Here is a 25,257-nt window from a genome sequence, read left to right on the forward strand (position 1 = left end):
CTACACCGACCTCGGCACGTTCGACATCACGCCCGACGGCGTGCGAGTCCGCGAGGCCACGGGCACCACTTCGGAAGAGATCCGGAAGCGGCTCGACGAGATCGCGTGGCTCTGACGGCCGGTCATGCGCTGTCAGAGCTGATGTGCGGCTAGGTCTGTCGGTTCTGCTCCATGGTCTTGTCGGAGTACCCGGCCATGCCGCCCTCCTCGCCCTCGCCCTCGTCCTGCTTCGCCTTCTTGCTCTGCCCGGCCGCCTTGCGGCGCTGCCGGTTCTCGATCGCCTCGGCGAGCTTGCTGAGCGCGTAGTTGATCAGGATGAAGATGACGGCGGCGAGGATGTAGGCCTGCAGCACGTTGCCGCGGCTCGAGCTGAGGTTGCGGGCCTGGGTCAGCAGCTCGGGATAGAGGATGATGTAGCCCAGCGCCGAGTCCTTCACGATCACGATGATCTGGCTGACGATGGTGGGCAGCATCGAGGTGAGGGCCTGCGGCACGAGGATGCTGCGGCGCACCTGGGCGTTGCTGAGGCCGATGGACAGCCCGGCCTCGCGCTGACCGTTGGGCAACGAACCCACCCCGGAGCGGATCACCTCGCACAGCACGGAGGAGTTGTAGAGCGTCAGCCCGACGACGACCCCGATGAACGGGTTCCAGCTGTCGTTGCTCCATTCCTGGTTGGCCAGGTAGAAGAAGGTGAAGATCATCATGATCAGGACCGGGACCGCGCGGAAGAACTCAACGAAGACCGTCGTCGCCCACCGCACCGGCAGCAGGTCGGACATCCGGCCCATCGCCAGCATCAGCCCCAGGCCCATCGAGAGCACGATGGCCACGACCGCCGCGCGCACCAGGTCCCAGATGCCGGGTAGCAGGTAGTTGGTCCAGGCCGCCGCTTCGAACAGCGAGGTCCACTTGTTGGCCGCCAGCTGTCCCTTCTCATCCATCTGCAGCAGGATGAAGGCGATCATCGCCAGCAGGGCCAGCACCCCGACCACGGCCAGGATCCGGTGCCGAACCCGGGCTTGCGGCCCCGGCACGTCGAACAGGACGTCCTGCGCGCTCATCGCTTCACCACCAGCTTCTGTGAGGCGTAGCTGGTGAGCAGACCCAGCGGCAGGGTCAGGATCACGAAGCCGATGGCGATGACGAAGAAGTTGAGGAAGATCACGTCGGGCCGGAACTCGATCATGTTCCGCAGCGCGGCTGCTGCTTCGGCGACGCCGATGGCCACCGCCACCGTGGTGTTCTTGGTCAGCGCGATCATGACGTTGCCCAGCGGGGTGATGGCCCCGCGGAAGGCCTGCGGGAGGATCACGTAACGCAGAGTCTGAGCGAAGGAGAGCCCCAGGGAGCGCGAGGCCTCGGCCTGGCCGAGCGGAATGGTGTTCACCCCGGAGCGGATGGCCTCGCAGACGAACGCTGCGTGGTAGACGGACAGGCCCAGCACGGCCAACCGGAAGTTGAGGTCGACGATGAACGTGGGGGAGTCGCGGGAGGCGGGCTCGAAGCCGAGCTGGCCCCACAGCCCAAGGCTGGTGAACAGGATGATCAGCGTCAGCGGGGTGTTGCGGATCAGCGTGACGTAGGCGGCGCCGGCCCAGCTCAGGATGGCGACCGGCGAGAGCCGCAGGATCGCGACGAACGTGCCGATGATGAGCGCGAACAGGCCGGAGAGCAGGGCGAGCTTGATCGTCATCCAGAAGGCGGCGAGGACGTTGAACTCCTCGATCAGCTCGATCATCACACTCCTTGCCTTACGAACAGGGACTGGTCGGCATACCCGATATCTGGGGTCTCAGGTATGCCGACCAGTGGCTTGTGGTCGGGCGCACCCAGCGGCGGCCGTGGGGGCTCAGCCGCAGTCGCCGCCGAACTCCGGCGGGTTGAGCTCCTCGTTCATCTCGTAGTTGTCGCCGAGGTTGTCGGCGATGATCTGCTCCATGGTGCCGTCCTCCCAGAGGCCCTCGACGATGCCGTTGATCTCCTCGCACTGATCGGAGTCCTTGGGCAGCCCGACGCCGTAGCGCTCCTCGCTGAAGGTGTCGCCGACCACCTGCAGCTGGTCCTGGTACTGGGACTGGTTGGCGAAGCCGGCCAGGATGGCGTCGTCGGTGGTCACGGCGTCGATGGTGCCGTTGGCCAGCTGGCTGACGCACTCGGAGTAGGTGCCGTACTCCTGCAGCTGCACGCCCGGCACCTCCTCCTTGACCTTGGGGGCGGAGGTGGACCCGGTCACCGAGCAGAGCAGCTTGCCGTCCAGGGAGTCGGTGCCAGTGATGTCACTGTCGCTCGTGACCAGCAGGCTCTGGCCGGCGACGAAGTAGGGCCCGGCGAACTGCACCTTCTGCTTGCGCTCGTCGGTGATGGAGTAGGTGGCGAAGACCATGTCGACCTGGCCGGTCTCCAGCAGGGTCTCGCGCTGGGCGGACGGCGACTCCTTCCAGGTGATGTCGTCCTCGGACATCCCGAGCTCGGTGACGACCGCCTTGGCGACGTCGACGTCCATCCCGGAGTAGCTGTCTCCCTCCTTCAGGCCCAGGCCGGGCTGGTCGTACTTGATGCCGACGGTGACACCGCTGGAGCTGCCGCCGCCACCGTCGGAGGAGTCCTCTCCGCCCCCGCTGCCACCGGAGGAGTCGTCGCTGCCGCAGGCGCTGAGGGCCAGGGCGGATGCGGCCAGGACTGCGGCTAGGCGGAAGGGTGCAGGGGACATGAGGGAACTCCTTAGTTGGTGATGATCTTGCCGAGGAAGTCCTTGGCACGGTCGGACTGAGGGTTGGTGAAGAACTCTTCGGGTGTGTTGCGCTCGACGATGGCCCCGTCCGACATGAAGACCACGTTGTCGGCGGCACGGCGGGCGAAGCCCATCTCGTGGGTGACCACGATCATGGTCATGCCCTCCTTGGCCAGCGAGATCATGACGTCGAGGACCTCGTTGATCATCTCCGGGTCCAGCGCCGAGGTGGGCTCGTCGAAGAGCATGACCCGCGGCTCCATGGCCAGCGAGCGCGCGATCGCGACCCGCTGCTGCTGACCGCCGGACAGCTGCGCCGGGTACTTGTGGGCCTGCTGCTCAACCCCCACCCGCTCGAGCAGCTCCATGCCTCGCTTCTTCGCCTCGGCCGACTTCACCCCGCGCACCTTGATCGGCCCCATGGTGACGTTCTCGAGGATGGTCTTGTGCGAGAAGAGGTTGAACGACTGGAAGACCATGCCGACGTCGGCGCGCAGCTTGGCCAGGGCCTTGCCCTCTTCGGGGAGCAGGTCGCCGTGGATGGTGATGGTGCCGGACTCGTAGGTCTCGAGGCGGTTGATGGTGCGGCACAGAGTCGACTTGCCCGAACCCGAGGGGCCGATGACGACCACCACCTCGCGCTCGTTCACCGTGAGGTGAATGTCCTGGAGCACGTGCAGGTCGCCGAAGTGCTTGTTGACGTTCTCCAGAACGACCAGGGGGGTGTCTGTCATGGAGGACGCGTTCTGGGCCACCTGCGCACCATAGCCACTAGGGGCCAGTTTGGGGAGGGCAGAGAGGCGATGAGACCACATCGTTTCCTCTGCTGCATCATGGCGGCGTGAGCAGCGAACCGGACGAGTGGGACGTGCGAATCGGCCACGAAGAGCTCCGCGTGCGGGGCCGATACGAAGTCATCTCGATCGTCAACGACATCCTCATCGGCCTGTGGTTCGTCGTCGGGAGCATCCTGTTCTTCTTCGACTCCACGGTGACCGCGGGCACATGGCTGTTCCTGATCGGCAGCATCCAGCTCGTCGTGCGCCCCCTCATCAGGCTGCACCGCCGGGTCACGCTGGGCCGCATCGGGGGCCAGCCCGGGTTCGGTGGCGCGCGGGACTTCTAACGCGCCGCAGGCTGGGTGACGGTCGTTGCTCTCGGGCAGCTGCGGCAGCCGCCGTCAGGCGGGTCGGGCGGGGTAGTGTCGGTGCGCCCGGTGGGCGGCCCCCTGGCCACAGGACTGTCTATGGGGGAGGTCCGCCGGGAGGCCTGCCGTGGCGGGTCAGGGCCAGTAGCTCAGCCGGTTAGAGCAGCGGACTCATAATCCGTCGGTCGCGGGTTCAAGCCCCGCCTGGCCCACCGACACCGGTGGCAAGATGGTCAGATGGCCGCGCTCAGTAGACGATCCGTGCTTGCGGGCACGGTGGTGGCCGGGTTCGGTGTCGGTGGCGTTCCTCCCGCGTCGGCTCAACAGCGGCGGTCACCCGATCGAGCGGTCTCGTTGACGAGGCTCGAGCAAGAGGAGCCACGGCGGCTCACAGCCCTGGTGACCAAGCAGCGTCCGGTCGAGCCGCTGCGATACCTTCCCCCTGATCTCGTCACCTGGAAGCGCAGCCGGCATCAGGTGCGGGCCGAGGTGGCAGAGCACCTGGATGCCATGTTCTCCGCGGCCTTACGGTCCGATCTGCGGTTGCGCGTCGTCAGCGGCTTCCGTTCCTACGACACCCAGGCAGACACCCATCGATACTGGGCGGCCCACTACGGCCAAGCCGCCGCGGACGTCACCAGCGCCCGCGCCGGACACAGCGAGCACCAGACCGGGCTCGCGGTCGACCTGGACGTGCGGGGGGACGCAGGCAGGTGCTATCTGGACGCGTGCTTCGGAGCGACACCGGAAGGGCGTTGGACAGCCGCGCACGCCTACCGCTACGGGTTCCTACAGAGCTACCCCCGGGGGTACCGGGACCGCACGGGCTACGTCTACGAGCCCTGGCACCTGCGGTATGTGGGGCCGCGGGTCGCGGCAGAGATGCGGCGCCGGGGCGTGGTGCTCCTGGCTGACTATCTCCGCCAGGCTCATCGGGTGGCGGATCCGGCGCTGCCGGTTGCAGCGTCGCGACCTCGCTGAGTGCCGTCTCCGACGGCACGTGCCGTTTCGGTGCGCTCAGATCTCCTGGATGTAGCAGAGCATCCGCTCGTCCGCCCCGGGTTGGAGGTTGGTGAAGCCGTGTGCCTCGTAGAAGCGGCGAGTGTCGAGATCCTGCTCGTCGACGTTGATGTGCACCTCATGACAGCCGCGGCGACCGAGCTCGGCGAACATCGAGTCGAGCAGCTGCATGCCCAGGCCCTGGCCTCGCAGGTGGGGCACGACGTAGAGCTCGTCGAGCACAGCGAGTGGCCCGTCGTCGTAGGCCGTGGGTCTCAGCGTCACGAGCGCGAATCCCGTGGGCGCGTCGCGGTCGCCGCCGAGCAGCACGAAGACGTCGTCGCGGTCGAGCATCCAGGCCAGCCGGCGTTCCAGCACGTCCACCGGGGGCGTCGGGGTATCGAACTCAGCGTTGAACCGTACGAGTAGAGACGCGACGACACGTGCGTCGACCCTGCTGGCCTGTGTGACCGCCACCTCCGCCATGCTGCCAGACAGATGTGGTGCAGTGGGTTCATGCGTATCAGGCGGATCCGACGTGTGGCCATCGCGATCACCGCGAGCACTGTCCTTGCCGTGGCCGGATGTGGCAGTGAGCAGGACGGCGGCGAGGAAGGAGGCGGAAACAACGAGGAGTCCTCCCAACAGGAGGGGGACAGTGAACAGCAGGCGCAGGACGAGGCTGATAGCAGCCAGAAGTACCCCGACATCGAGAGCGTCGACGTCGAGAAGATCGACGAGAACACGACAGATCTCTCGGTCACGGTGTCCTCTCCGTACGACACCCCGGAGCGCTACGCCGACGGCTGGCGAGTGCTGGACCAGGATGACGAGGTGCTGGGGGAGCACACGTTGATGCACGACCACGCCGACGAGCAGCCCTTCACCCGCACGCAGACCGACGTCACGGTCCCCGACGGTACGCAGGAGCTGACCGTGGAGGGCCGGGACTCCGAGAACGGGTACGGCGGCGGGACGGTGACCGTGAACTGGGAGTGAGACTGGCCGACAGGCGTGCGCGCCACGCCGCGTCTTGTGGCTCGTGCGACGCGTGTGACACAGTAGCGGGACAACCGAAGAGTGTGTGACTGGCCGATGGAGTCGTCCAGAGTCGCCGGATGAGGTCGTTGGGGAAGACGTCCCTCGTCACAAGGAGGCTCGGATGTCCGTCGCGATGCCGCGCGTCATGACTCGCGGGGTGGTGTTCATTCACTCCACCCCCACTGCGCTGTGCCCGCATATCGGGTGGGCCCTCGAGGGTGTGCTCGAAACCCGGGTCTCACTCGACTGGATCCCTCAGCCCGCTCAGCCGGGCAGCATGCGCACCGAGTTCTCCTGGACCGGTGCCGTGGGAACGGGTGCCCATCTGGCCAGCGCCATGCGCGGTTGGGACGGCCTGCGATACGAGGTCGTCGAGGAAGCCAGCCGCGGGTCGGACGGTGCCAGATGGACCCACACCCCTTCCCTGGGGGTACATCACTGCCGGCTGTCCGCCAACGGTGACATCGTCATCAACGAGGACCGGCTGCGCACCATCCTCAGCCGCCCGGAAACCACGGCCTCCCAGATCGGCGCCGAGGTCGACCGCGCTCTCGGGGCGGCGTGGGATGAGGAGCTCGAGCACTTCCGCTTCGCCGGGGAGGGCGCGCCCGTCAAGTGGCTGCACAAGGTCAGCTGACCTAGTCGGCGGCGCTGGCCCCACGGCGGCGGCCGGGTACTCCAGGGAGTCCGGGTTCGATGGAGCTACAGCGGGATGTTCCCGTGCTGACCGCGACGCTGGGGCGCGTCGAGGATGGCCTGGGCCAAGGCTGTCCGTGTCTTCTTGGGCTCCACGATCTCGTCGATGACCCCGATCTCCACCGCTCGGTCGAGCCCGCCGGTCAGCTCGGCGTGCTCGGCCGCGAGCTCGGACTCCACGCGCGCGCGGTCCTCGTCGGGGACCTCGGCGAGGCGGCGGCGGTGCAGGATGCGAATGGCGGCGACATGGCCCATCACCGCGATCTCAGCCGTGGGCCACGCGAAGACCCGCGAGGCGCCGAGGGAACGCGCGTTCATGGCGATGTAGGCCCCGCCGTAGGTCTTGCGGGTGACCAGCGTGACCCTGGGCACCACTGCCTCGGCGAAGGCGTGCAGAAGCTTGGCGCCTCGGCGCACCACGCCGTCCCACTCCTGACCGACACCCGGCAGGTACCCGGGCACGTCGACCAGCACGATGAGCGGAATACCGAAGGCGTCACACATCCGGACGAACCGGGACGCCTTCTCGGCCGAGATGGAGTCCAGGCACCCGCCGAGGCGCATCGGGTTGTTGGCGATGACGCCCACCGTGCGCCCGCCGAAGCGACCGAGGGTCGTCACGATGTTCGGGGCCCAGCGAGGGAAGAGCTCGACCGCCTCGGTGTTCTTGTCCAGCACGTTGGCGATCAGCGGGTGGACGTCGTAGGCCCGCTTGGCCGACTCGGGGAACGTGGAGGCGAGGTCGCGGTTCTTCACCTTCTTCACGGACAGCTCACCCTGGTCGGCGAGCAGCGAGCACAGGACGCGGCCCTTCTCGAACGCCTCCTCCGTCGTCTCGGTGACCACGTGAACCACGCCCGAGCGACGGCCGTGCGGCTCTGGACCACCCAGACGCAACGCGTCGACGGCTTCGCCGGTGACCGAGCGCACGACATCCGGCCCCGTGACGAACACACGACCATCCGGCCCCAGCACCACGACGTCGGTCAGCGCCGGCCCGTAGGCCGCGCCACCCGCCGCGGCGCCGAGGACCACGGAGATCTGAGGGATCTTGCCGGACGCTCGCGTCATGATGGCGAACACCTCGCCGACGGCGTGCAGCGACACGACGCCTTCGGCGAGCCGTGCGCCGCCGGAGTGCCACAGGCCGACCACAGGGACCTCGTCGGCGAGGGCACGCTCGTACGCCTGCAGGATGACCTGCATACCGGCGACCCCCATCGCCCCACCCTGGATGGTGGCGTCGGAGCAGAAGGCCACGACAGGAGTGCCCTTCACCGTTCCGGTAGCGGCCAGGAAGCCCGAGTCGTCGACGTCGGTGATGAACTCCAGCGTGTCGTCGTCGAAGAAGATGGCCAGGCGCTTGGTGGGGTGCCGGGGGTCCTCCTCGCGAGGCAGGCGGCCCCGGGCGGACGCAGAGGCCTGGACTGAGGCATCGCTGGGGGCGCGCGCGGTCACCGTGCGCTCCGGAAGGTCAGGGCGACGTTCGCGCCGCCGAAGCCGAAGGAGTTGTTCAGCGCGGCCACATCGTCGCCGGGAAGCTCGCGTGCCGACCCGGTGACCACGTCGAGGTCGATGTCCGGGTCCGGGTCGGCGAGGTTGATGGTGGGAGGGATGCATCGGTGGTGCAGGGTGAGCACGGTCAGGACGGCCTCCAGGGCCCCGGCGGCGCCGAGCAGGTGCCCGGTCATCGACTTGGTGGCCGTGACCGGAATGCGTGTCGCCCGCTCACCGAAGGCCCGGTGGATCGCCTTGGTCTCGGCGACGTCACCCACCGGCGTCGAGGTGGCGTGCGCGTTGAGGTGGTCGATGTCGTCGACCTCCAGCCCGGCGTCCGCCACGGCCTCGAGCATCGCCCGCGCTGCACCCTCGCCCTCGGGATGACCGGCGGTGATGTGATAAGCGTCGGAGGAGGTGCCCACGCCCGACAGCTCGGCGTAGACCTGAGCGCCTCGGTCGACGGCGTGCTCGTACGACTCCAGCACCAGCATCGCCGCGCCTTCGCCCATGACGAAGCCATCGCGCGCCGTGTCGTAAGGTCGCGAGGCCGCCTGGGGGTCCTCGTTGCGGGTCGACAACGCCTTCATCGCGGCGAAGGCAGCCACGGTGACCGGGTGGATGGCGGCCTCCGTGCCCCCAGCGACCATGACGTCGGCACGACCCTCGCGGATCATCTTCATGGCCAGCCCCATACCCTCGGCCCCGCTCGCGCATGCGCTGACCGGGCAGTGCGCTCCGGCCCGGGCGCCGATGTCCAGCGAGACCGCCGCCGCGGGACCGTTCGGCATCAGCATCGGCACAGCGAGGGGAAACACGCGCCGAGGCCCTCGTTCACGCAGGGTGTCCCACTGGTCCAGCAGCGTCCAGACGCCCCCGATACCCGATCCGATCGCCACCCCGAGCCGTTCCGGGTCGACGTCGCCTTCGGCCAGGCCGGAGTCCGCCCACGCCTCTCGTGCCGCGATCAGGGCGTACTGGCCGGCGGGGTCGTTGCGCCGCACCTCCACCTTCGTCAGAACCTCGGCCGCGGGGTTGTGCAGGGTGGCCGCGAACGTGACCGGGAGCTCGTGCTCGCTGACCCACTCCCGGTCCAGTGTGTTCACGCCGGAGCGTCCGGCGACGATGGCGTCCCACGTGGACGCGGCGGTGCCACCGACAGGGCTTGTTGCGCCGACGCCGGTGACCACGACACGACGCTCAGGGTTGGCGGACATGTGATGCTCCTTGAGGTGATGACGGGAAGGTGGACTCACTCACGGCGCCGATGGGGCTGCGCGGACAGGGACGCGGTATGCCGTCGCGCTCTTCGGCGGCATACCGCGGTCGCGGGTCAGTCCTGGTTGTTGTTGATGTAGGCGACGGCGTCGCGCACGTGCGTGAGGTTCTTCACCTCGTCGTCCGGGATGCGCACACCGAACTTGTCCTCGGCGTTCACGACGATCGTCATCATCGACAGGGAGTCGATGTCCAGGTCCTCGGTGAAGGACTTCTCCATCTGGACGGCCTCGGGCTCGATGCCGGTCTCTTCGTTGATGATCTCTGCCAGACCCTCGAGGATCTCCTGCTCGTTCATGGCCATCGGGCTGTGCTCCTTGATGCTCGGGTTCAGATGGACTGACCCGGTAACCCGCCGGGCCGCGGGAGTCTTAGGGCAGGACCACGACCTGCCCGGCGTAGGCCAGGCCGGCACCGAAGCCCAGCTGGAGGGCGATGCCACCGCTCAGCTCGGGCCTCTCCTCCAGCATCCGGGTCATGGCCAGAGGAATCGACGCCGCCGAGGTGTTGCCGGTCGTGGTGATGTCGCGAGCCACCGCGACGTGCCCGGGCAGGCGCAGCTCCTTGACCATCGCGTCGGTGATGCGCAGGTTCGCCTGGTGTGGGACGAAGGCGGCCAGCTGCTCGGTAGACACCTGCGAGTCAGCCAGGATCTTGCGGGCCACCGGCGCCATGGAGTAGACGGCCCAGCGAAAGACCGCCTGCCCCTGCATCCCGATCGAGGGCCAGTGAATGCCGTCCGGGCGCCCCGGCGCCTCCATCGCCTCACGGAGCTCGGTCCATGGTTCACGCTGCGCGATCTTGTCCCAGTGCTTACCGTCCGAGCCCCACGTCGTCGCCCCGATCCCGGGCGTCTGCGAGGGTCCCACCACCGCGGCTCCCGCCCCGTCGCCGAAGATGAACGCGCTACCCCGGTCGGCCGGGTCGGTGAAGTCCGACAGCTTCTCGGCTCCGACCACGAGCACGTGCCGGGCGCTGCCAGAGCGCACCATGTCGTTGGCCAGCCCGATGCCATAGCAGTACCCGGCGCAGGCGGCGGAGATGTCGAACGCGGCCGGCGACGGGATGCCCAGGCGGTCGGCGAGCATGGGCGCCGCCGCCGGGGTCTGGTACGGATGCGTGATCGTAGCCACCAGGACGGCGTCGACCTGGCCGACGTCGATGCCTGCGCGGTCGATCGCGGTCAGGCTCGCGGTGACCGACATGTCGATCAACGACTCGTCGGGGCCGGCGAAACGCCGTTCGGCGATACCCGAGCGCTGGCGGATCCACTCGTCGCTGGAGTCGATGTGCTGGCAGATCTCGGCGTTGGTGACCACGCGCTCGGGACGGTAGGCGCCGAGGCCGAGCACGCGCGCGTGCTGGCCCGCCGGAGGGGCCAGAGGCAGGCTGACGCTGGCGTCGGTCATGCACTGTCCTCGTGGGGATGAAGTCGCAACAGGGGCTGGCCGGGACCGACCGGGTCACCCGGCTCGGCCAGCCACTCGATCACGTGTCCGCCGTGAGGGGCTTTGACGTCGTGGCTCTCGCGCAGGGTGTTGACGGTGGCCACCACCTGCCCCGGGCGGACATCGCTCTCGGCTCCGATGTCCGCGGTGAAGGTCCCCTTCACGGGGGAGACCACCAGCCGCCACGTGGGCGCGTCGGTCGGTTCGACGGGCGAGCCGTGCTCGCGGATCATCCGGTGGGCCTCGTCGAGGTCGTCCGGGCTCTTCAAGGCCAGGGTCTCCACCCCCGGGAGCCCACGCTTGGCCAAGCCGGTCAGGGTCCCCGCGGGCGGGATCTCGATCAGGCCGGTGACGCCCAGGTCGGCCAGCGTCTTCATGCACAGGTCCCAGCGCACCGGGCTGCGCACCTGGTTCACCAGGCGAGAGAGCACCTCACGACCGCTCGCCACGACACAGCCGTCGGCGTTGGAGACCAGGGGAGTGCGCGGGTCGTGCACGGAGATGGCCCGGGCGTACCCACCGAGTCGGGTCACGGCGGAAGCCATGTGCTCGGTGTGGAAGGCACCCGCCACCGGCAGCGGGACCACGCGCGCCTTGGCCGGGGGGGCGTCGCGCAGCGCCTGGACCTCGTCCGCGGTGCCAGCGGCCACGACCTGGCCCGGACCGTTCATGTTGGCGGCGGTCAGGCCGTGAGCCTCCAGCGCGGAGGCGACCTCGTCCGGGTCGCCGCCCAGCACAGCGGCCATCCCCGTCTCGCTGGCCGCACTGGCCTCGGCCATGCCCCGTCCTCGTTCCCGCACGAAGACCATCGCCTGCTCGGCGCTCAGCACGCCGGCCGCCGAGGCGGCGGTGATCTCACCGACCGAGTGACCGGCCCCTACCCCGACCGTGGCGAACCCGTCGGCCGGATGGTCGAAGAGGGCGAGCAGGGAGACCAAGCCGGAGGCGACCAACAGCGGCTGGGCCACGGCGGTGTCCTTGATGGTGGCCGCGTCGGAGTTCGTCCCGTGCTCGACGAGATCCATGCCGGCCACGGCGCCGAGCCATTCGGTCCGGTCGCGGAAGCCCGGGAGCTCGAGCCAGGGGGAGAGGAATCCAGGGGTCTGCGAGCCCTGACCGGGGGCAACAATGGCAAGCACGGGTCCACTGTGCCGCGTTCGACCGACGTTCAACCCTTAGGGAAGCCCACGACATCTTGCGTTCAGTTTTGTGAGAATCCTCCAATTCAGACCGATGGCGCCCGCTCCCGCAGGCCCGCCCGCCAGCTGCCCGGCCGGGCCTGGTCGGCCAGTCGCCCTACAGCGAGGGCGATCTGGGTCGTCCACGCCTCCCGCGGGGAGGAGAGGTCGAGGTCGATCACCTCGGCGATCCGGCCCAGCCGGTAACGCACGGTGTTGGGGTGCACGAACAGCATGCGGCCGGTCGCCTCGATGCCGCCCCCGCACTCGAGGTAGGCGTGGGCAGTCTCGAGCAGGGCGGAGCCACTGTCCCGCAGCGGGACGTAGACGCGGTCGACCAGAGCCCTCCGAGCAGGCGCCTCGCCCAGCAGGGTGCGCTCGGCCAGCAGGTCGTCCGCGGCGACCGGACGGGGAGCCTGCTCCCACGCCGGGGCGGCATCGGCGCCGGAGAGGGCGGCGCGAGCCGAGCGACCGGCGGCGTACAGGTGGGGCACATGGGGCCCCACCACGACCGGTCCGTGCCCGAAGTGAGCCGAGAGGCGCGCAGCCTCGGACATGCAGTCCTCGCTCTGCCCGAGCACGCAGATGAGGCGCTGACCCTGCACGGCGGTGAGGGCGCGCAGTCCGTTGCGGTGCGCGGCTTCTCGCAAGGAGTGAGCGATACCGGCCGAGTTGGGCATGTCGGCCTGAGGCGGGGCGCTGCCCACGACCACGGCGACGCCGGTCACGTCAGCCCAGCCCAGCTCGGTCACGCGGCTGCGGAAGGTCTCGTCCGCCTCACCCCGGACGACGGCGTGGACCACCAGTGCCTCGAGTCGGGCGTCCCACGCACCGCGGGACTCGGCGGCGGCGGCGTAGATCTGTGCCGTGGTGAAGGCCACCTCGCGGGAGTAGCGCAGCACCCCCTCGCGCAAGGCAGTCTCATCACCGTCCACGGCGAGGTAGGAAATATGCTCCTCCACCGTGTCGACCGTGCACCGGATGAGGTCCAGTGTCTGGCGCAGGCTGATCTTCTGCGCGAGCTCGCGCGGCGTCGTGCCGAAGATGTCAGCGGTCAGCACGCGAGGATCCTCGCCGCTGCGGTACCAGGCGAGGAACGCACTGATACCGGCTTGTGCGACCAGCGACACCCAGGAGCGGTCGTCGGCGGACAGGTTGCGGTACCAGTCCAGGTCTCGCTCCATCCGCTGGGTCGCGGCCGTCGCCACGGTGCCTGTATGTCGCGAGGAGGCCTCGCGAGGAGCGTGTGTCGTCATCCACATCAGAGTAGTTCAGCGCGGCGGCTTGCACCTGCGCCTTTTGTGTGCTTTGCACAACTGGAATCGGTGCCCGGGGCTTGCGGGGAGTGCCGGTGGGCAGAATGTCGGCCATGAGCCGACCAGCGCCAGGGCGACACCCGTTCCGTGTCCCCCTGGTCATCGGTCACCGCGGAGCGGCCGGTCACCGGCCAGAGCACACGCTGGCCTCGTACGAGCTGGCTGCACGAATGGGCGCCGACTGCATCGAGCCCGACCTGGTCTCCACGAGTGACGGGGTGCTGATAGCACGTCACGAGAACGAGATCTCGCAGACCACGGATGTCGCGGTCCGGCCCGAGTTCGCCGACCGGCGGCGGACCACCGTCGTCGACGGGGTGGAGCGCACGGGCTGGTTCACCGAGGACTTCACGCTGGCCGAGATGAGGACGCTGCGCGCCGTGGAGCGACTACCGGAGATCCGCCAGGGGAACACGGCCTTCGACGGGCGGTTCGACGTGCCTACCCTGAGCGAGATCCTCGACCTGCGCGCCCGGGTCTCCCGCCAGCTCCGGCGCGAGGTGGGTGTGTACATCGAGACCAAGCACCCCACCCACTTCGCCGGTCTGGGCCTGGGTCTGGAGGAGCCGCTGGCTCGAGCGTTGCGGATGCGCGGCCTCGACCACGCCGCGGCCCCGGTCTTTCTCCAGTCCTTCGAGCTGACGAGCTTGCACATCCTCGCTCTCGAGCACGCCGTGCAGGTGCCCCTCGTCTTCCTGGTCGGCGAACAGATGCCGTACGACCTGATGGTCGCTGGTGACCCGCGTAGCGCCCGCGACCTCATCACCCGCGCCGGTCTGGAGCGCATCAGCCCACACCTCGTGGGGATCGGCCCGGCCAAGCATCAGGTGATCGCTCCGTCCACCGATGGCATGCCCGCCCGACCCACCTCGCTCGTCCGCGACGCTCACGCGACCGGCCTGGTCGTCCATCCGTACACGTTTCGCGCGGAGAACGCCTTTCTTCCGGTCGAGCTGCGGCGAGGCTCGGATCCGGGGTCCATCGGAGTGCTGACGGAGGAGATCGCCGGCCATCTCGACCTCGGAGTAGACGGCTTCTTCACCGACCAGCCCGATATCGGCGTGCGAACCCGGGACGCATTCCTCGCCCGTCAACGTCGCAGCTAGTGATGCGAGCTGTCGTTGTGGTCAACCCCCACACCCGGCTCATCAGCCGGGCACCACGCATGCGACCGCACGGCCTACGAGGCGGCGCAGCAGCTCGTCACGGGTGACCCGCAGCTCAGGCGTCGCCTCCTGCGGTGCCCGACGTACCCGCCGTGGCGTCGTTGATCCGGTACTTCTCGGCAGCTTGGGTGACCGTGTCGGGCTCGATCTCGCCTCGGTCGGCCAGCATCTGCAACGCCTTGACCACCATCGACGGTCCGTCGATGTGGAAGTAGCGGCGAGCTGCGGCACGGGTGTCGGAGAAGCCGAACCCGTCAGCACCGAGCGAGAAGTAGTCCTCGGGGACCCAGGGCGCGATCTGGTCCTGCACCTGGGCCATGAAGTCGCTGGTGGCGATGACCGGGCCCTCGCCCTCCGAGAGGCGCCGGGTCACATACGGCACGGGGCGGTCCTCGTGGGAGACGCCGAACGACGCCGCGTCGCAGGCCATCGCCTCGCGACGCAGCTCGGTCCAGGAGGTGACCGACCAGACTTCGGCGCTGACACCCCAGTCGTCGGCCAGCAACGTCTGCGCGTCCAGGGCCCACGGCACCCCGACACCGGAGGCCAGCAGCCGCACGCTGGGTCCCTCACCACTGCCGACGGCAATGCGGTGCATCCCCTTCAGGATGCCCTCGACATCGACATCCTCGGGCTCCGCCGGCTGCACCATCGGCTCGTTGTAGACGGTCAGGTTGTAGATGACGTTCTCGGGCTCGTCGCCGTACATGCGGCGCAGCCCGTCCTGGATGATGTGGGCGATCTCGTACCCGTACGCCGGGTCGTAGGAGACCACGGCCGGGTTGGTGGCCGCCAGCAGGAGGGAGTGGCCGTCCGCGTGCTGCAGCCCCTCACCGGTCAGGGTGGTGCGTCCCGCGGTGGCGGCGATGAGGAACCCGCGGGCCATCTGGTCGGCCGCCGCCCACAGGAAGTCTCCGGTGCGCTGGAAGCCGAACATCGAGTAGAAGACGTAGAACGGCACCATCGGCACACCGTGCGTGTCGTAAGAGGTCCCGGCCGCGGTCATCGCCGCGACGGATCCGGCCTCGTTGATCCCCAAGTGCAGGATCTGCCCGCTGGTGGCCTCCTTGTAGGCCAGCATGAGATCGGCATCGACCGAGGTGTAGTTCTGGCCGTGGACGTTGTAGATCTTCGCGGTCGGGAAGAAGCTGTCCATCCCGAAGGTGCGGGCCTCGTCCGGGATGATCGGCACCAGGTGCTTGCCGAACTCCTTGTCCCGCATGAGGTCCTTGAAGATGCGCACGAAGGCCATGGTGGTGGCGACCTCCTGCTTGCCCGAACCCTTCTTCGCCACCGCGTAGAGCTTCTCCTCGGGCAGCTTCAGCTTCTCGCCCTGGTCCGGACGGCGTACCGGCAGGTAGCCCCCCAGGGAGGAGCGCCGCTCGCGCAGGTACTGGATGGCCTCGTCGTCCTCGCCGGGGTGGTAGTACGGCGGAGCCCAGGGGTCCTTCTCGAGCTCCTCGTCGCTGATCGGGATCTGCAGGTTGTCCCGGAAGCCCTTGAGGTCGTCGAGCTTCATCTTCTTCATCTGGTGGGTCGCGTTGCGGCCGGCGAAGTGGGAGCCCAGGCTGTAGCCCTTGATGGTGTGGGCAAGAATGACGGTCGGCTGGCCCGAGTGCTGCACCGCCGCCGCGTAGGCCGCATACACCTTCTGGTAGTCGTGTCCGCCCCGCTTCAGGTGCCACCAGATGTCGTCGTCGGACCAGTCCTTGACCATGTCCTTGGTCACCGGGTCCCGGCCGAAGAACTCGTCGCGGATGTAGGCACCGTCGTTGGCGCGGAAGGTCTGGAAGTCGCCGTCGCTGGTCGCGTTCATCAGGCGGAGCAGCCCGCCGGTCTCGTCTCCCTCGATGAGTGGGTCCCACCCGCGGCCCCACAGCACCTTGATGACGTTCCACCCGGCACCACGGAAGTAGGCCTCGAGCTCCTGCACGATCTTGCCGTTGCCGCGCACCGGTCCGTCCAGGCGCTGCAGGTTGCAGTTGACCACGAAGGTGAGGTTGTCCAGCTCGTCGTTCGCGGCGACCTGAAGGGCTCCGCGCGACTCCGGCTCGTCCATCTCGCCGTCTCCCAGGAAGGCCCACACATGCTGCTGCGAGGTGTCCTTGAGGCCGCGGTTGTGCAGGTACTTGTTGAACTGGGCCTGGAAGATGGCGTTCAACGGCCCGATCCCCATCGAGACGGTGGGGAACTGCCAGAACCCCGGCATGCTGCGCGGGTGGGGATAGGAAGGCAGGGCGCGGAGCTTGCCGTCGACCAGGTGCGAGGCCTCCTGACGGAAGCCGTTGAGGTCGTCCTCGCTCAAACGCCCTTCGAGGAAGGCCCGGGCGTAGATCCCCGGTGAGGCGTGCCCCTGGAAATAGACCTGGTCGCCCCCGCCCCCATGGTCGCGGCCTCGCCAGAAGTGGTTGAACCCCACTTCGTAGAGCGTGGCCGCCGAGGCGTAGCTGGAGATATGGCCGCCGACGGCGATGTCCGGATGTTGCGCCCGGTGCACCATCACGGCAGCGTTCCAGCGGATCCACCCTCGGTAGCGGCGCTCCATGTCCTCGTCACCGGGGAACTTCGGCTCCATGTCCGGGGCGATGGTGTTGATGTAGTCCGTCGTGGTCAGCGAGGGGATGCCGACATGGCTCTCGCGCGCCTCCTCGAGCATCTTCAGCATGAGGTAGCGCGCACGGTTGCGGCCGCCGGTGTCGATGGCCCCCTGAAGCGAGTCGAGCCATTCGGCGGTCTCGTCCGGGTCGGTGTCGGGGATCTGGCTGGGCAAGCCGTTGACGATGGGGCCGGAGTTGACTGCGGAGTCGGCCACGGCAGGTCCTCTCTGGGCGGATCAGGCGATGCTGCTTCAGTCTGTCACGGGCAGGAGCGGCACCCGCGTGCCGCTGGGTCTCCACGACGGCCATGGCCGGTGCCGATAGCCTAGGTGCATTCGATGGCGCGCTGTGGCCGGCTATGCCGCAGACTAGTGAGGGTAAAGCGCGAGAGAGCAGTCGGGGCCGCCGGCCCCGGTCTCTCGTGCCCCGGCTCAGAGGTGAGGGAGGATCGACGTCGTGGGAGGCACCGACCGCGGCCCTGGCGCAGCGGTAGCGAAGCTGGGCTTCAAGGCGGGGCAGATCGTGATCGAGTTCGGGTACGACGACGATGTCGACGCCGAGTTCCGCAGCGCGGTGGAGTCGGCAGTGACTGCCGGCCTTGAAGATGAGGACTACGACGGCGTGGTCGACGCGGTGTTGCTCTGGTGGAGGGACGGTGAGGGAGACCTCACCGACGAGCTGGTCGACGCGTTGACGATGGTCGAGGACGGCGGCTTCATTGCCCTGCTCACCCCCGGTATGCGACGTGCGGACCGGGTCGAGGCCCCCGACGTGCAAGAAGCGTGCACGACCTCCGGGCTGACCGCCTCGGGTGCCGTCCCGGTCGGACCGGACTGGCAGGGTCAGCGGCTGGTGGGGCGCAAGTGAGTGCCGAGACCGAGTACCAGGCATCGGTGGACGTCGGGGACACAGCACCGGACTTCACCCTCGCCGACCAGTACGGCGCGGTCCATACGCTCTCAGAGGCGGTTCAGGACCGGCATGCGCTCCTGGTGTTCTTCCCGTTCGCCTTCTCGGGCATCTGCACCGGCGAGCTGCTGGAGATCCAGCTCAACATCGACCGCTTCGTCAACGACAGTGTCGGGGTCTACGGGGTCTCGTGCGACCCCTCGCCGGCGCTGAAGTCGTGGGCCGCCTTCGAGGGCTACCGCTTCCCCCTGCTGTCCGACTTCTGGCCGCACGGGCGAGTCTCGCGGTCCTACGGGGTCTTCCATGAGGAGTCGGGGATGGCCGTCCGTGGCACCTTCCTGGTCACGCCCGAGCGTCGGGTCCGGTGGTCGCTGACCCTCGGCCCGGGGGAGCAGCGGGACATCGGCGTGCTGCACGACGCGGTCAAGTCGCTCTGAGCGGGCCCACCCCGCGCCGCGCTGCCGCGGCGGGGCGGGCTGGGATCCCTGGCACAATGTCGAGCGGATCCGCGTGCCACCGAGTGCGGGGATGCTGCGGGCCTGTAGCTCAGGTGGTAGAGCACCGCGTTTACACCGCGGTTGTCGTCGGTTCGAGCCCGGCCGGGCCCACGTGATGACCAGCGGACCTGGCGTACCTCTCGCCGACGTGGTTGCCGTCATGGAACGCCTGTACCCCCCGCTCACCGCTCAGTCCTGGGATCAGGTGGGTCTGGTCAGCGGGGACGCCGCCCAGCCCGTCCGGAGCATCCTGCTCGCGGTGGACCCGACGCAGGCGGTGTTGGCGGAGGCGCAGCACCGTGGTGCCGACCTGGTCATCACCCATCACCCACTGCTGTTGCGTGGCCTTCACGCGGCCCCGGCCCACGAGGCGAAGGGACGCGCCCTGCGCACACTCATCGGCGCCGACATCGCGTTGTACTGCGCGCACACCAACGCCGACGTCGCCACGGACGGTGTCGGCCACGCGCTCGCCGAGGCGTGCGGGCTTCTCGTCACCGAGCCGCTCACCGTCAGCGAAGGACAGGAGCTCGGCAGGGTCGGTGACCTGCCCCACGCCCTGCCTCTGGCTGAGTTCGCGTCCATGCTGGCGGACCGGCTCCCCGAGACCGCCGGTGGTCTGCGGGTCAGCGGGCCGCCGGACGCTCCGGTGCGGCGGGTGGCCCTTCTCGCCGGCGCGGGCGACCATGCGTTCACCCAGGTCGTGGCCAGCGGCGCCGATGTGTACGTCACCTCGGACCTGCGCCATCACCCCGCCCTCGAGGCCCGTGAGCAGGCGCGACTGCAGGCTGGGACTCCCTACCTCGTCGATACCGCGCACTGGGCGAGCGAGTGGCTATGGTTGCCGATGGTGGCTCGTCGCCTGGACGAGGAGCTGTCCGCGACGGGCCACGGGCTGGACATCACGGTCTCTACCCTGCCCACAGACCCCTGGGACTTCGTGGTGCGGCCCGGCGAGACCGGTGACGCGCGCGGTGCCCATCCCGTTACCCCGACCCCGCGAGGTGCTTCGTGAGAGCAGACCCGAGCCGTCAGCGTTCGCTGCTGGAGCTGCAGACGTTGGACACGACCCTGGCCCAGCTGGGGCACCGGCAGTCCACCCTGCCCGAGCACGCACGACTGGCCGAGCTCGAGGCGGCGGTCTCGGCGACGGAGTCCACCCTGCTCTTGGCGCGGACCGAGCACGAGGACGTACAGCGGGAGCTGCGCAAGGCCGATGCCGACGTCCAGCTGGTCCGTGACCGGGCAGAACGCGACCGGCAGCGGCTGCAGGCCGGCACCGGCAACGCCAAGGACCTCCAGGGGATCCAGCACGAGCTGGAGTCTCTGGCCCGCCGGCAGGACGTGCTGGAGGAGGCCGAGCTGGAGGTGATGGAACGCGCGGAGGCGGCCGAGGAGCAGGTCCGGGCGGCCGAACAGGAGCTGGCGACGCTCACCGGCGAGGCTGAGCAGGTGCGTGCGGGGCGCGACGCGGCCACCGCCGACCTCACCGCGCAGAGCGCGCGCGTCGCCGCGGACCGGGACCGGTTGGTCGAGGTCACCGGCCCGGATCTGGTGGCGCTGTACGAGAAGATCCGTGCCCGTAGCGGCTCCGGGGCGGCCCCGTTGGTCGCCCGACGCTGTGGTGGGTGCCAGCTCGAGCTGCACTCGGTCGACCTCGGCCGGATGCGTGCCGCCGACGAGGACGAGGTGCTGCGCTGCGAGGAGTGCGGCCGCATCCTCGTGCGCACCGAGGAGTCGGGACTGTGACGGCCCCGCGCCGTCTGGTCGTCGAGGCTGATGGTGGCTCCCGGGGTAACCCCGGGATCGCGGGCTACGGTGCCCTGGTCCGCGACGCGACCTCAGGTCGGGTGCTGGCCGAGCGCGCCGCGCCCCTGGGCGATGCCGTCTCCAACAATGTCGCCGAGTACCACGGTCTCATCGCGGGGCTCGATGCGGTGGCCGCGATGTCCCCGGCGGTGGACACGGCGGTGCTGGTCCGGATGGACTCCAAGCTCGTCGTCGAGCAGATGACCGGCCGGTGGAAGGTCAAGCACCCGGACATGCGCCGGCTGTCGCTGCAGGCGCGCGACCTGAAGACCTTGATCGAACGAGGCGGCGCCAGCGTCGCCTTCGAGTGGGTGCCGCGGGCCGAGAACGCCGCAGCCGACGCCCTGTCGAACAAGGGCATGGACGGGGAGCGTGTGCGGGTCGACTGCTGGCCCGAGCCGAACTCCGGCGAGGGCGAGTCCGCCGGCTCGCAGGCACCCGATCCCGCGTTCGGGGAGGGAAGGACGCCGGTGTCCGCGTTGGCCACCGCCGACGTCCCGGATCGGCACGAGCCGGTGCGCCTGGTCCTCGTGCGCCACGGGGTCACCGACTACACCGTCACCAAGCGTCTGGACGGTCGGGGAGGCGCCGATCCGGAGCTGAACGACCTCGGGCTGCGCCAGGCCGCGGCGGCCGCCGGCGCCGTCCACGAGCTCGTCGGCCCGGCCGGACGCGAGGCCGTCTCGGTGGTGACGTCGTCCCTGGGCCGTGCTCGGCGGACGGGAGACATCATCGCCCGTGAGCTCGGTGTCCAGCCGGTGGAGGACCGTGACTGGGACGAGCAGGGCTTCGGTGACTGGGATGGCCTGGCTTTGCCCGACCTGGCCGCGAGCTCGCGACCAGAGCTCGTCCGGCTCCGGGCCGACCAGGACTACGCCCGGCCCGGGGGAGAGAGCCATCGGGACCTGGCGAGGCGTGTCAGCGGCGCGTGGGCCCGGGCCCTGGCCCGGGGCGGCACCGTCGTGGTGGCCAGCCACCGCAAGCCGCTGATGTGCGTGCTGGCCGAGGTCCTCGGTGTCGACCACGAGCGGATCTGGTCGATCGCGAGTGCGCCCTGCTCCTTGACCGTTCTCGAGGTCTGGCCCGACGGCGGGGTCAGCGTGGTGACGGTCAACGACACTCACCACCTGCGCGATGTCGAAGCCACATGAGCGGCGACCCACATCCGCGGCGACATCGCCCATGCTGTTCGCCGTGCGACCCTCGTACCTCACTACCCACACTCTGAAGCCAGCAAGGACCCACCCATGCGCTACGCCGACTCCATCATCGACATCGTGGGTCACACCCCTCTGGTGCGCTTGACGAAGGTGACCGAGGGGATCGAGGCCACGGTGCTCGCCAAGATCGAGTACCTCAACCCCGGTGGTTCGATCAAGGACCGCATCGCCACGAAGATGATCGACGCTGCGGAGCAGCAGGGGCTGCTTCGGCCGGGAGGAACGATCGTGGAGCCGACCAGCGGCAATACCGGGGTGGGCCTGGCCATGGTGGCGCAGCAGCGCGGTTACCGTTGCATCTTCGTCTGTCCGGACAAGGTCGGGGTGGACAAGCGCAACGTGCTGCGGGCCTACGGTGCTGAGGTGGTCGTGACCCCGACCTCGGTCGCCCCTGACCACCCTGACTCGTACTACTCGGTCAGTGACCGGCTGGCCGAGGAGATCGAGGGGGGCTACAAGCCCAACCAGTACGAGAACCCGAACGGCCCCCTGAGCCACTACGAGACGACGGGCCCCGAGATCTGGGAGGACACCGCTGGCCGGGTCACCCATCTGGTTGCCGGGATCGGCACCGGCGGCACCATCTCGGGCACGGGGCGATATCTCAAGGAGGTCAGCGAGGAGGGGGTGCGGGTGGTCGGCGCCGACCCGGTGGGCTCGGTGTACTCCGGCGGCACCGGACGGCCCTATCTGGTGGAAGGGGTCGGGGAGGACATCTGGCCCGGCGCCTACGACCCCTCGGTGCCGGACGAGATCCTCGCCGTCACCGACGCGGACTCCTTCGCGATGACGCGGCGCCTGGCTCGCGAGGAGGGCCTCCTCGTGGGCGGTTCGTGCGGGATGGCCGTGGTGGCGGCGCTGCGGGCTGCAGCCGAGCTCGGCCCGGACGACGTGGTGGTCGTGGTGCTTCCGGACAGCGGGCGCGGCTACCTGGGGAAGATCTTCAACGACGGATGGATGCGCAGCTACGGCTTCCTGCCCGACGCCACCGAGGCCACGGTGCGCGACGTGGTCAGCAGCAAGAACGGCGACGTGCCGGCGCTGGTCCACGCGCACCCGACCGACACCATCCGCGACGCCATCGCCATGATGGCCGAGTACGGAGTCTCCCAGCTGGTCGTGCTGGCGGCGGAGCCGCCGGTGATGATGGGCGAGGTCGTCGGAGCGGTGAATGAGAAGGACCTGCTGGACGCGGTGTTCCGCGGCGGGTTGCACCCGGGGGATGCGGTGTCCGAGGTCAGCGGCGAGAAGATGCCACTCATCGGTGCCGGCGACTCCGCGAGCGCGGCGCGGGAGGCCCTGGCCGACACCGACGCCCTGCTCGTGACCCAGGACGGCGCCCCGCTGGCCGTGCTCACTCGCCCCGACCTGCTCACCTTCCTCTCGAAATGACGTCACGATGACCGGATTCGACACCCGCGCGATTCACGCGGGACAGGCCTTCGACCCGCTGACCGGGGCGGTCATCCCCCCCGTCTACCAGACCTCGACGTTCGTGCAGGAGCACGTCGGCGGCCTGCGCTCGGGGTACGAGTACACGCGTGGGACCAACCCGACCCGGGATGCGCTGCAGACCCTCATCGCCGACCTCGAGGGCGGCCGCCATGGCCTGTCCTTCGCGTCCGGGCTGGCGGCCGAGGATGCCGTCCTCCGGGGGTTGCTTCGACCCGGGGACCATGTGCTGATGGGTGACGACGTCTACGGGGGCACCCACCGGTTGGCCAACCAGATCTTGGTGCCCTGGGGCGTGGAGCTCAGCACGGTCGAGATGAGCAACCTGGACCACGTCGCCGCGGCGCTGCGGCCGAACACCCGGATGCTCTGGGTCGAGACCCCCAGCAACCCGCTGATGAAGGTCAGCGACATCGCCGCGCTGTCGGAGATCGGTCACGGGCACGACTGCGTCGTGGTGGTGGACAACACCTTCTCCACGCCGGCTCTGCAGCGACCGCTCGCCCTGGGGGCTGACGTGGTGGTCCACTCGGCGACCAAGTACCTCGGTGGGCACTCGGACGTGCTCGGTGGGCTGGTGGCGACCGACGACGAGCGGATGGCGGAGCAGGTCGGCTTCCTGCAGTACGCCGCCGGAGCGGTGAGCGCGCCGTGGGAGGTCTTTCTGACGATCCGCGGGATCAAGACCCTGTCGCTGCGGATGCACCGGCACTCCGACAACGCCGAGGCCGTGGCCGAGTCCCTGCTGGAGCATCCCGCAGTCGAGCAGGTCTTCTACCCCGGGTTGCCGGACCACGCCGGCCACCAGGTGGCGGCGGCGCAGATGACCCGGTTCAGCGGCATGGTCTCGTTCGCGTTGCGCGGTGGAGCCGAAGCGGCCCGCACCTTTGCGGAGGCGACCTCGGTGTTCCAGCTGGCCGAGTCACTCGGCGGGGTCGAGTCGTTGGTGAACTACCCCGCGCAGATGACGCACGCCTCGGTGCGCGGCACCGAGCTGGAGGTGCCGGACAACATCATCCGCCTCTCGGTCGGCATCGAGGACACCGACGATCTGGTCTCCGACGTGGCACAGGCGTTGGCCCAGGTCTGAGGCGCGCGCAGCACGACGCGGCGCGCCCGTGCCCCATACTCGGGGCATGACGGAAGCGCTGGTCTTCGGTGCCCTCGGCTCCAGCGCTCTCCTGTTGGGTGCCATCGTGGGTGGCCGGGTTCAGATCCCCAAGCGGGTGCTGGCCGCCATGCTCGCCTTCGCCTCCGGAGCACTCATCACCGCGCTCGCCTTCGAGCTCTTCGAGGACTCCTACGAGCAGGGCGGCATGTGGCGCGCCGGTCTCGGCCTGGCGGCGGGCGCCATCGTGTTCACCCTGGTCAGCCACTGGCTCGACCACGTCGCCGAGGGTGACGTCGAGGAGGACCATGGCAGCGAGAAGCTCGACACCGACGCCGCCGCGAGCGACCGGGCGTCCTCGTCGGCCTCGATCAGCGGAGCGGCGGGCCTGGCCTTGCTGGCTGCGGTCACCCTCGACGGGGTCCCGGAGAACATCGCGCTCGGGGTCTCGCTGGGGGAGGGCACCGGTGGGCTCGCGCTGCTGGCCGCGATCTTCGTCTCGAACTTCCCCGAGTCGCTGGTGGGCAGCGCGTCGATGCGGGCGCAGGGCCGGTCGCAGGCCTGGATCGTGGGCACCTGGGGGATCTGCGCGCTGCTGCTGACGGTCGCCGTCGTCGTCGGCGCCGGGCCGCTCTCGCAGGCCGACGAGGCAACCCTGTCCCTGCCCCTGGCCTTCGCCGCGGGCGCGGTGATCGCCTCGCTGGCGGACACTCTGATGCCCGAGGCGTACGAGCACGGTGGGCCCAGCGTCGCCCTCAGCACGGCCGCCGGCTTCGTGCTCTCGTTCATGCTCTCGACGATCTGAAGGGGATCGCGCCGCGAGAGACCTCCGCCCCGTCGAGAGCCGCGTACGATAGCCCTGTGGATGAGTCGGCCAGGCGGCCGCGTCGAGGACGGCCCGCAAGGTCGTCGCTCGCCGAGGAACGTCCGGGCTCCACAGAGCACGGTGGTGGCTAACAGCCACCCGGGGTGACCCGCGGGAAAGTGCCACAGAAAGCAGACCGCCACCGGGTGACCGGTGGTGAGGGTGAAACGGTGGTGTAAGAGACCACCAGCGCGCCAGGTGACTGGCGCGGCTCGGTAAACCCCACCGGGAGCAAGACCAGACAGCACACGGTCGAGGGCTGCTCGCCCGAGGTGTGCGGGTAGGTCGCTGGAGACGGCT

General features: G+C 69.2%; 25 protein-coding genes, 2 tRNA genes and 1 other RNA gene. 16 read left to right on the forward strand and 12 right to left on the reverse strand.

All coding sequences use genetic code 11. The features are described from left to right. Positions 1-149 precede the first annotated feature (149 nt). The 4 genes from VJ976_RS09100 to VJ976_RS09115 all read right to left on the reverse strand — a co-directional run bounded on the left by VJ976_RS09100 (position 150) and on the right by VJ976_RS09115 (position 3,468). Positions 150-1,064 (reverse strand): amino acid ABC transporter permease, encoded by a 915-nt coding sequence (locus VJ976_RS09100; protein ID WP_324099891.1) that lies wholly within the window; start codon positions 1,062-1,064, stop codon positions 150-152. Then, a complete protein-coding gene (locus VJ976_RS09105) occupies positions 1,061-1,741 on the reverse strand; it encodes an amino acid ABC transporter permease (protein WP_324099892.1) in 681 nt (226 codons plus the stop codon). The genes VJ976_RS09100 and VJ976_RS09105 overlap by 4 nt, the downstream gene beginning before the upstream one ends. 111 nt (positions 1,742-1,852) lie before the next feature. Next, positions 1,853-2,713: a glutamate ABC transporter substrate-binding protein gene (locus tag VJ976_RS09110; protein ID WP_324099893.1), complete on the reverse strand. Its 861-nt coding sequence runs from the start codon at positions 2,711-2,713 to the stop codon at positions 1,853-1,855. Between the two features lie 11 nt (positions 2,714-2,724). Continuing rightward, on the reverse strand, positions 2,725-3,468 hold the full coding sequence (locus tag VJ976_RS09115) for an amino acid ABC transporter ATP-binding protein (RefSeq protein ID WP_414693607.1): 744 nt from the start codon (positions 3,466-3,468) through the stop codon (positions 2,725-2,727). A 107-nt stretch (positions 3,469-3,575) separates the two neighbouring features. Here VJ976_RS09115 and VJ976_RS09120 point away from each other — a divergent pair, with 107 nt between their 5' ends. The 3 genes from VJ976_RS09120 (at position 3,576) to VJ976_RS09130 (ending at position 4,862) form a co-directional block, all read left to right on the forward strand. After that, positions 3,576-3,860 carry a YrhK family protein gene (locus tag VJ976_RS09120; protein WP_324099894.1) on the forward strand — a complete coding sequence of 95 codons (285 nt, stop codon included), beginning with the start codon at positions 3,576-3,578 and terminating at the stop codon, positions 3,858-3,860. A 159-nt stretch (positions 3,861-4,019) separates the two neighbouring features. Further along, a tRNA-Ile gene (locus VJ976_RS09125) sits at positions 4,020-4,093 on the forward strand. A gap of 25 nt (positions 4,094-4,118) precedes the next feature. Next, a complete protein-coding gene (locus VJ976_RS09130; protein ID WP_324099895.1) occupies positions 4,119-4,862 on the forward strand; it encodes a M15 family metallopeptidase in 744 nt (247 codons plus the stop codon). Between the two features lie 36 nt (positions 4,863-4,898). On the opposite strand, the gene VJ976_RS09135 is transcribed toward VJ976_RS09130, so the two are convergent. Continuing rightward, positions 4,899-5,357, reverse strand: a complete 459-nt coding sequence (locus tag VJ976_RS09135) for a GNAT family N-acetyltransferase (RefSeq protein WP_324099896.1) — start codon at positions 5,355-5,357, stop codon at positions 4,899-4,901. Between the two features lie 39 nt (positions 5,358-5,396). Between VJ976_RS09135 and VJ976_RS09140 the strand changes: the two genes are divergently transcribed. Further along, complete coding sequence (locus VJ976_RS09140; protein WP_324099897.1) at positions 5,397-5,879, forward strand: hypothetical protein; 483 nt, start codon at positions 5,397-5,399, stop codon at positions 5,877-5,879. Between the two features lie 163 nt (positions 5,880-6,042). Then, positions 6,043-6,558, forward strand: coding sequence for a DUF3145 domain-containing protein (locus VJ976_RS09145; protein ID WP_324099898.1), 516 nt, complete (start codon positions 6,043-6,045; stop codon positions 6,556-6,558). 65 nt (positions 6,559-6,623) lie between these two features. Here VJ976_RS09145 and VJ976_RS09150 read toward each other — a convergent pair whose 3' ends face one another. The 6 genes from VJ976_RS09150 to VJ976_RS09175 all read right to left on the reverse strand — a co-directional run bounded on the left by VJ976_RS09150 (position 6,624) and on the right by VJ976_RS09175 (position 13,226). Further along, positions 6,624-8,015, reverse strand: a complete 1,392-nt coding sequence (locus VJ976_RS09150; RefSeq protein ID WP_324099914.1) for an acyl-CoA carboxylase subunit beta — start codon at positions 8,013-8,015, stop codon at positions 6,624-6,626. Positions 8,016-8,071: 56 nt separating this feature from the next. Then, the gene (gene fabF, locus VJ976_RS09155) at positions 8,072-9,331 is read right to left on the reverse strand and encodes a beta-ketoacyl-ACP synthase II (RefSeq protein WP_324099899.1); all 1,260 of its coding nucleotides are present in this window, start codon (positions 9,329-9,331) and stop codon (positions 8,072-8,074) included. A gap of 116 nt (positions 9,332-9,447) precedes the next feature. Then, positions 9,448-9,696 carry an acyl carrier protein gene (locus tag VJ976_RS09160; RefSeq protein WP_324099900.1) on the reverse strand — a complete coding sequence of 83 codons (249 nt, stop codon included), beginning with the start codon at positions 9,694-9,696 and terminating at the stop codon, positions 9,448-9,450. Positions 9,697-9,763: 67 nt separating this feature from the next. Continuing rightward, on the reverse strand, positions 9,764-10,801 hold the full coding sequence (locus VJ976_RS09165; RefSeq protein WP_324099901.1) for a beta-ketoacyl-ACP synthase III: 1,038 nt from the start codon (positions 10,799-10,801) through the stop codon (positions 9,764-9,766). Further along, entirely contained in the window at positions 10,798-11,979 is a 1,182-nt protein-coding gene (locus tag VJ976_RS09170; protein ID WP_324099902.1) for an ACP S-malonyltransferase, read from the reverse strand. The genes VJ976_RS09165 and VJ976_RS09170 overlap by 4 nt, the downstream gene beginning before the upstream one ends. Positions 11,980-12,065: 86 nt before the next feature. Further along, positions 12,066-13,226 (reverse strand): helix-turn-helix domain-containing protein, encoded by a 1,161-nt coding sequence (locus VJ976_RS09175; protein WP_324099903.1) that lies wholly within the window; start codon positions 13,224-13,226, stop codon positions 12,066-12,068. A 161-nt stretch (positions 13,227-13,387) separates the two neighbouring features. On the opposite strand from VJ976_RS09175, the gene VJ976_RS09180 reads away from it, so the two are divergent. Then, on the forward strand, positions 13,388-14,440 hold the full coding sequence (locus VJ976_RS09180; protein ID WP_324099904.1) for a glycerophosphodiester phosphodiesterase family protein: 1,053 nt from the start codon (positions 13,388-13,390) through the stop codon (positions 14,438-14,440). A gap of 115 nt (positions 14,441-14,555) precedes the next feature. Here VJ976_RS09180 and aceE read toward each other — a convergent pair whose 3' ends face one another. After that, positions 14,556-17,312 (reverse strand): pyruvate dehydrogenase (acetyl-transferring), homodimeric type, encoded by a 2,757-nt coding sequence (aceE, locus tag VJ976_RS09185; protein WP_324099905.1) that lies wholly within the window; start codon positions 17,310-17,312, stop codon positions 14,556-14,558. Positions 17,313-17,544: 232 nt separating this feature from the next. On the opposite strand from aceE, the gene VJ976_RS09190 reads away from it, so the two are divergent. The 10 genes from VJ976_RS09190 to rnpB all read left to right on the forward strand — a co-directional run. Beyond that, positions 17,545-17,964 carry a DUF3052 domain-containing protein gene (locus tag VJ976_RS09190; RefSeq protein WP_324099915.1) on the forward strand — a complete coding sequence of 140 codons (420 nt, stop codon included), beginning with the start codon at positions 17,545-17,547 and terminating at the stop codon, positions 17,962-17,964. Then, the gene (locus VJ976_RS09195) at positions 17,961-18,443 is read left to right on the forward strand and encodes a peroxiredoxin (RefSeq protein ID WP_324099906.1); all 483 of its coding nucleotides are present in this window, start codon (positions 17,961-17,963) and stop codon (positions 18,441-18,443) included. The genes VJ976_RS09190 and VJ976_RS09195 overlap by 4 nt, the downstream gene beginning before the upstream one ends. Before the next feature lie 98 nt (positions 18,444-18,541). Beyond that, positions 18,542-18,614, forward strand: a tRNA-Val gene (locus VJ976_RS09200). 4 nt (positions 18,615-18,618) lie between these two features. After that, positions 18,619-19,518: a Nif3-like dinuclear metal center hexameric protein gene (locus tag VJ976_RS09205; protein WP_324099907.1), complete on the forward strand. Its 900-nt coding sequence runs from the start codon at positions 18,619-18,621 to the stop codon at positions 19,516-19,518. Next, positions 19,515-20,252 (forward strand): zinc ribbon domain-containing protein, encoded by a 738-nt coding sequence (locus tag VJ976_RS09210; protein WP_324099908.1) that lies wholly within the window; start codon positions 19,515-19,517, stop codon positions 20,250-20,252. Before VJ976_RS09205 ends, VJ976_RS09210 begins: the two co-directional genes overlap by 4 nt. Beyond that, the gene (locus tag VJ976_RS09215) at positions 20,249-21,463 is read left to right on the forward strand and encodes a bifunctional RNase H/acid phosphatase (protein ID WP_324099909.1); all 1,215 of its coding nucleotides are present in this window, start codon (positions 20,249-20,251) and stop codon (positions 21,461-21,463) included. The genes VJ976_RS09210 and VJ976_RS09215 overlap by 4 nt, the downstream gene beginning before the upstream one ends. A gap of 96 nt (positions 21,464-21,559) precedes the next feature. After that, positions 21,560-22,924, forward strand: a complete 1,365-nt coding sequence (locus tag VJ976_RS09220; protein ID WP_324099910.1) for a cystathionine beta-synthase — start codon at positions 21,560-21,562, stop codon at positions 22,922-22,924. 7 nt (positions 22,925-22,931) lie between these two features. After that, positions 22,932-24,074, forward strand: coding sequence for a cystathionine gamma-synthase (locus tag VJ976_RS09225; RefSeq protein WP_324099911.1), 1,143 nt, complete (start codon positions 22,932-22,934; stop codon positions 24,072-24,074). A gap of 46 nt (positions 24,075-24,120) precedes the next feature. After that, positions 24,121-24,897, forward strand: a complete 777-nt coding sequence (locus tag VJ976_RS09230; protein WP_324099912.1) for a zinc permease — start codon at positions 24,121-24,123, stop codon at positions 24,895-24,897. Positions 24,898-24,958: 61 nt separating this feature from the next. Further along, positions 24,959-25,257: RNase P RNA component class A (gene rnpB, locus VJ976_RS09235), an RNA gene on the forward strand; the annotation flags it as partial.

The sequence above is a fragment of the Ornithinimicrobium sp. genome, from assembly GCF_035267225.1.
In the GTDB taxonomy this organism is placed as follows: Bacteria; Actinomycetota; Actinomycetes; order Actinomycetales; family Dermatophilaceae; genus Ornithinicoccus.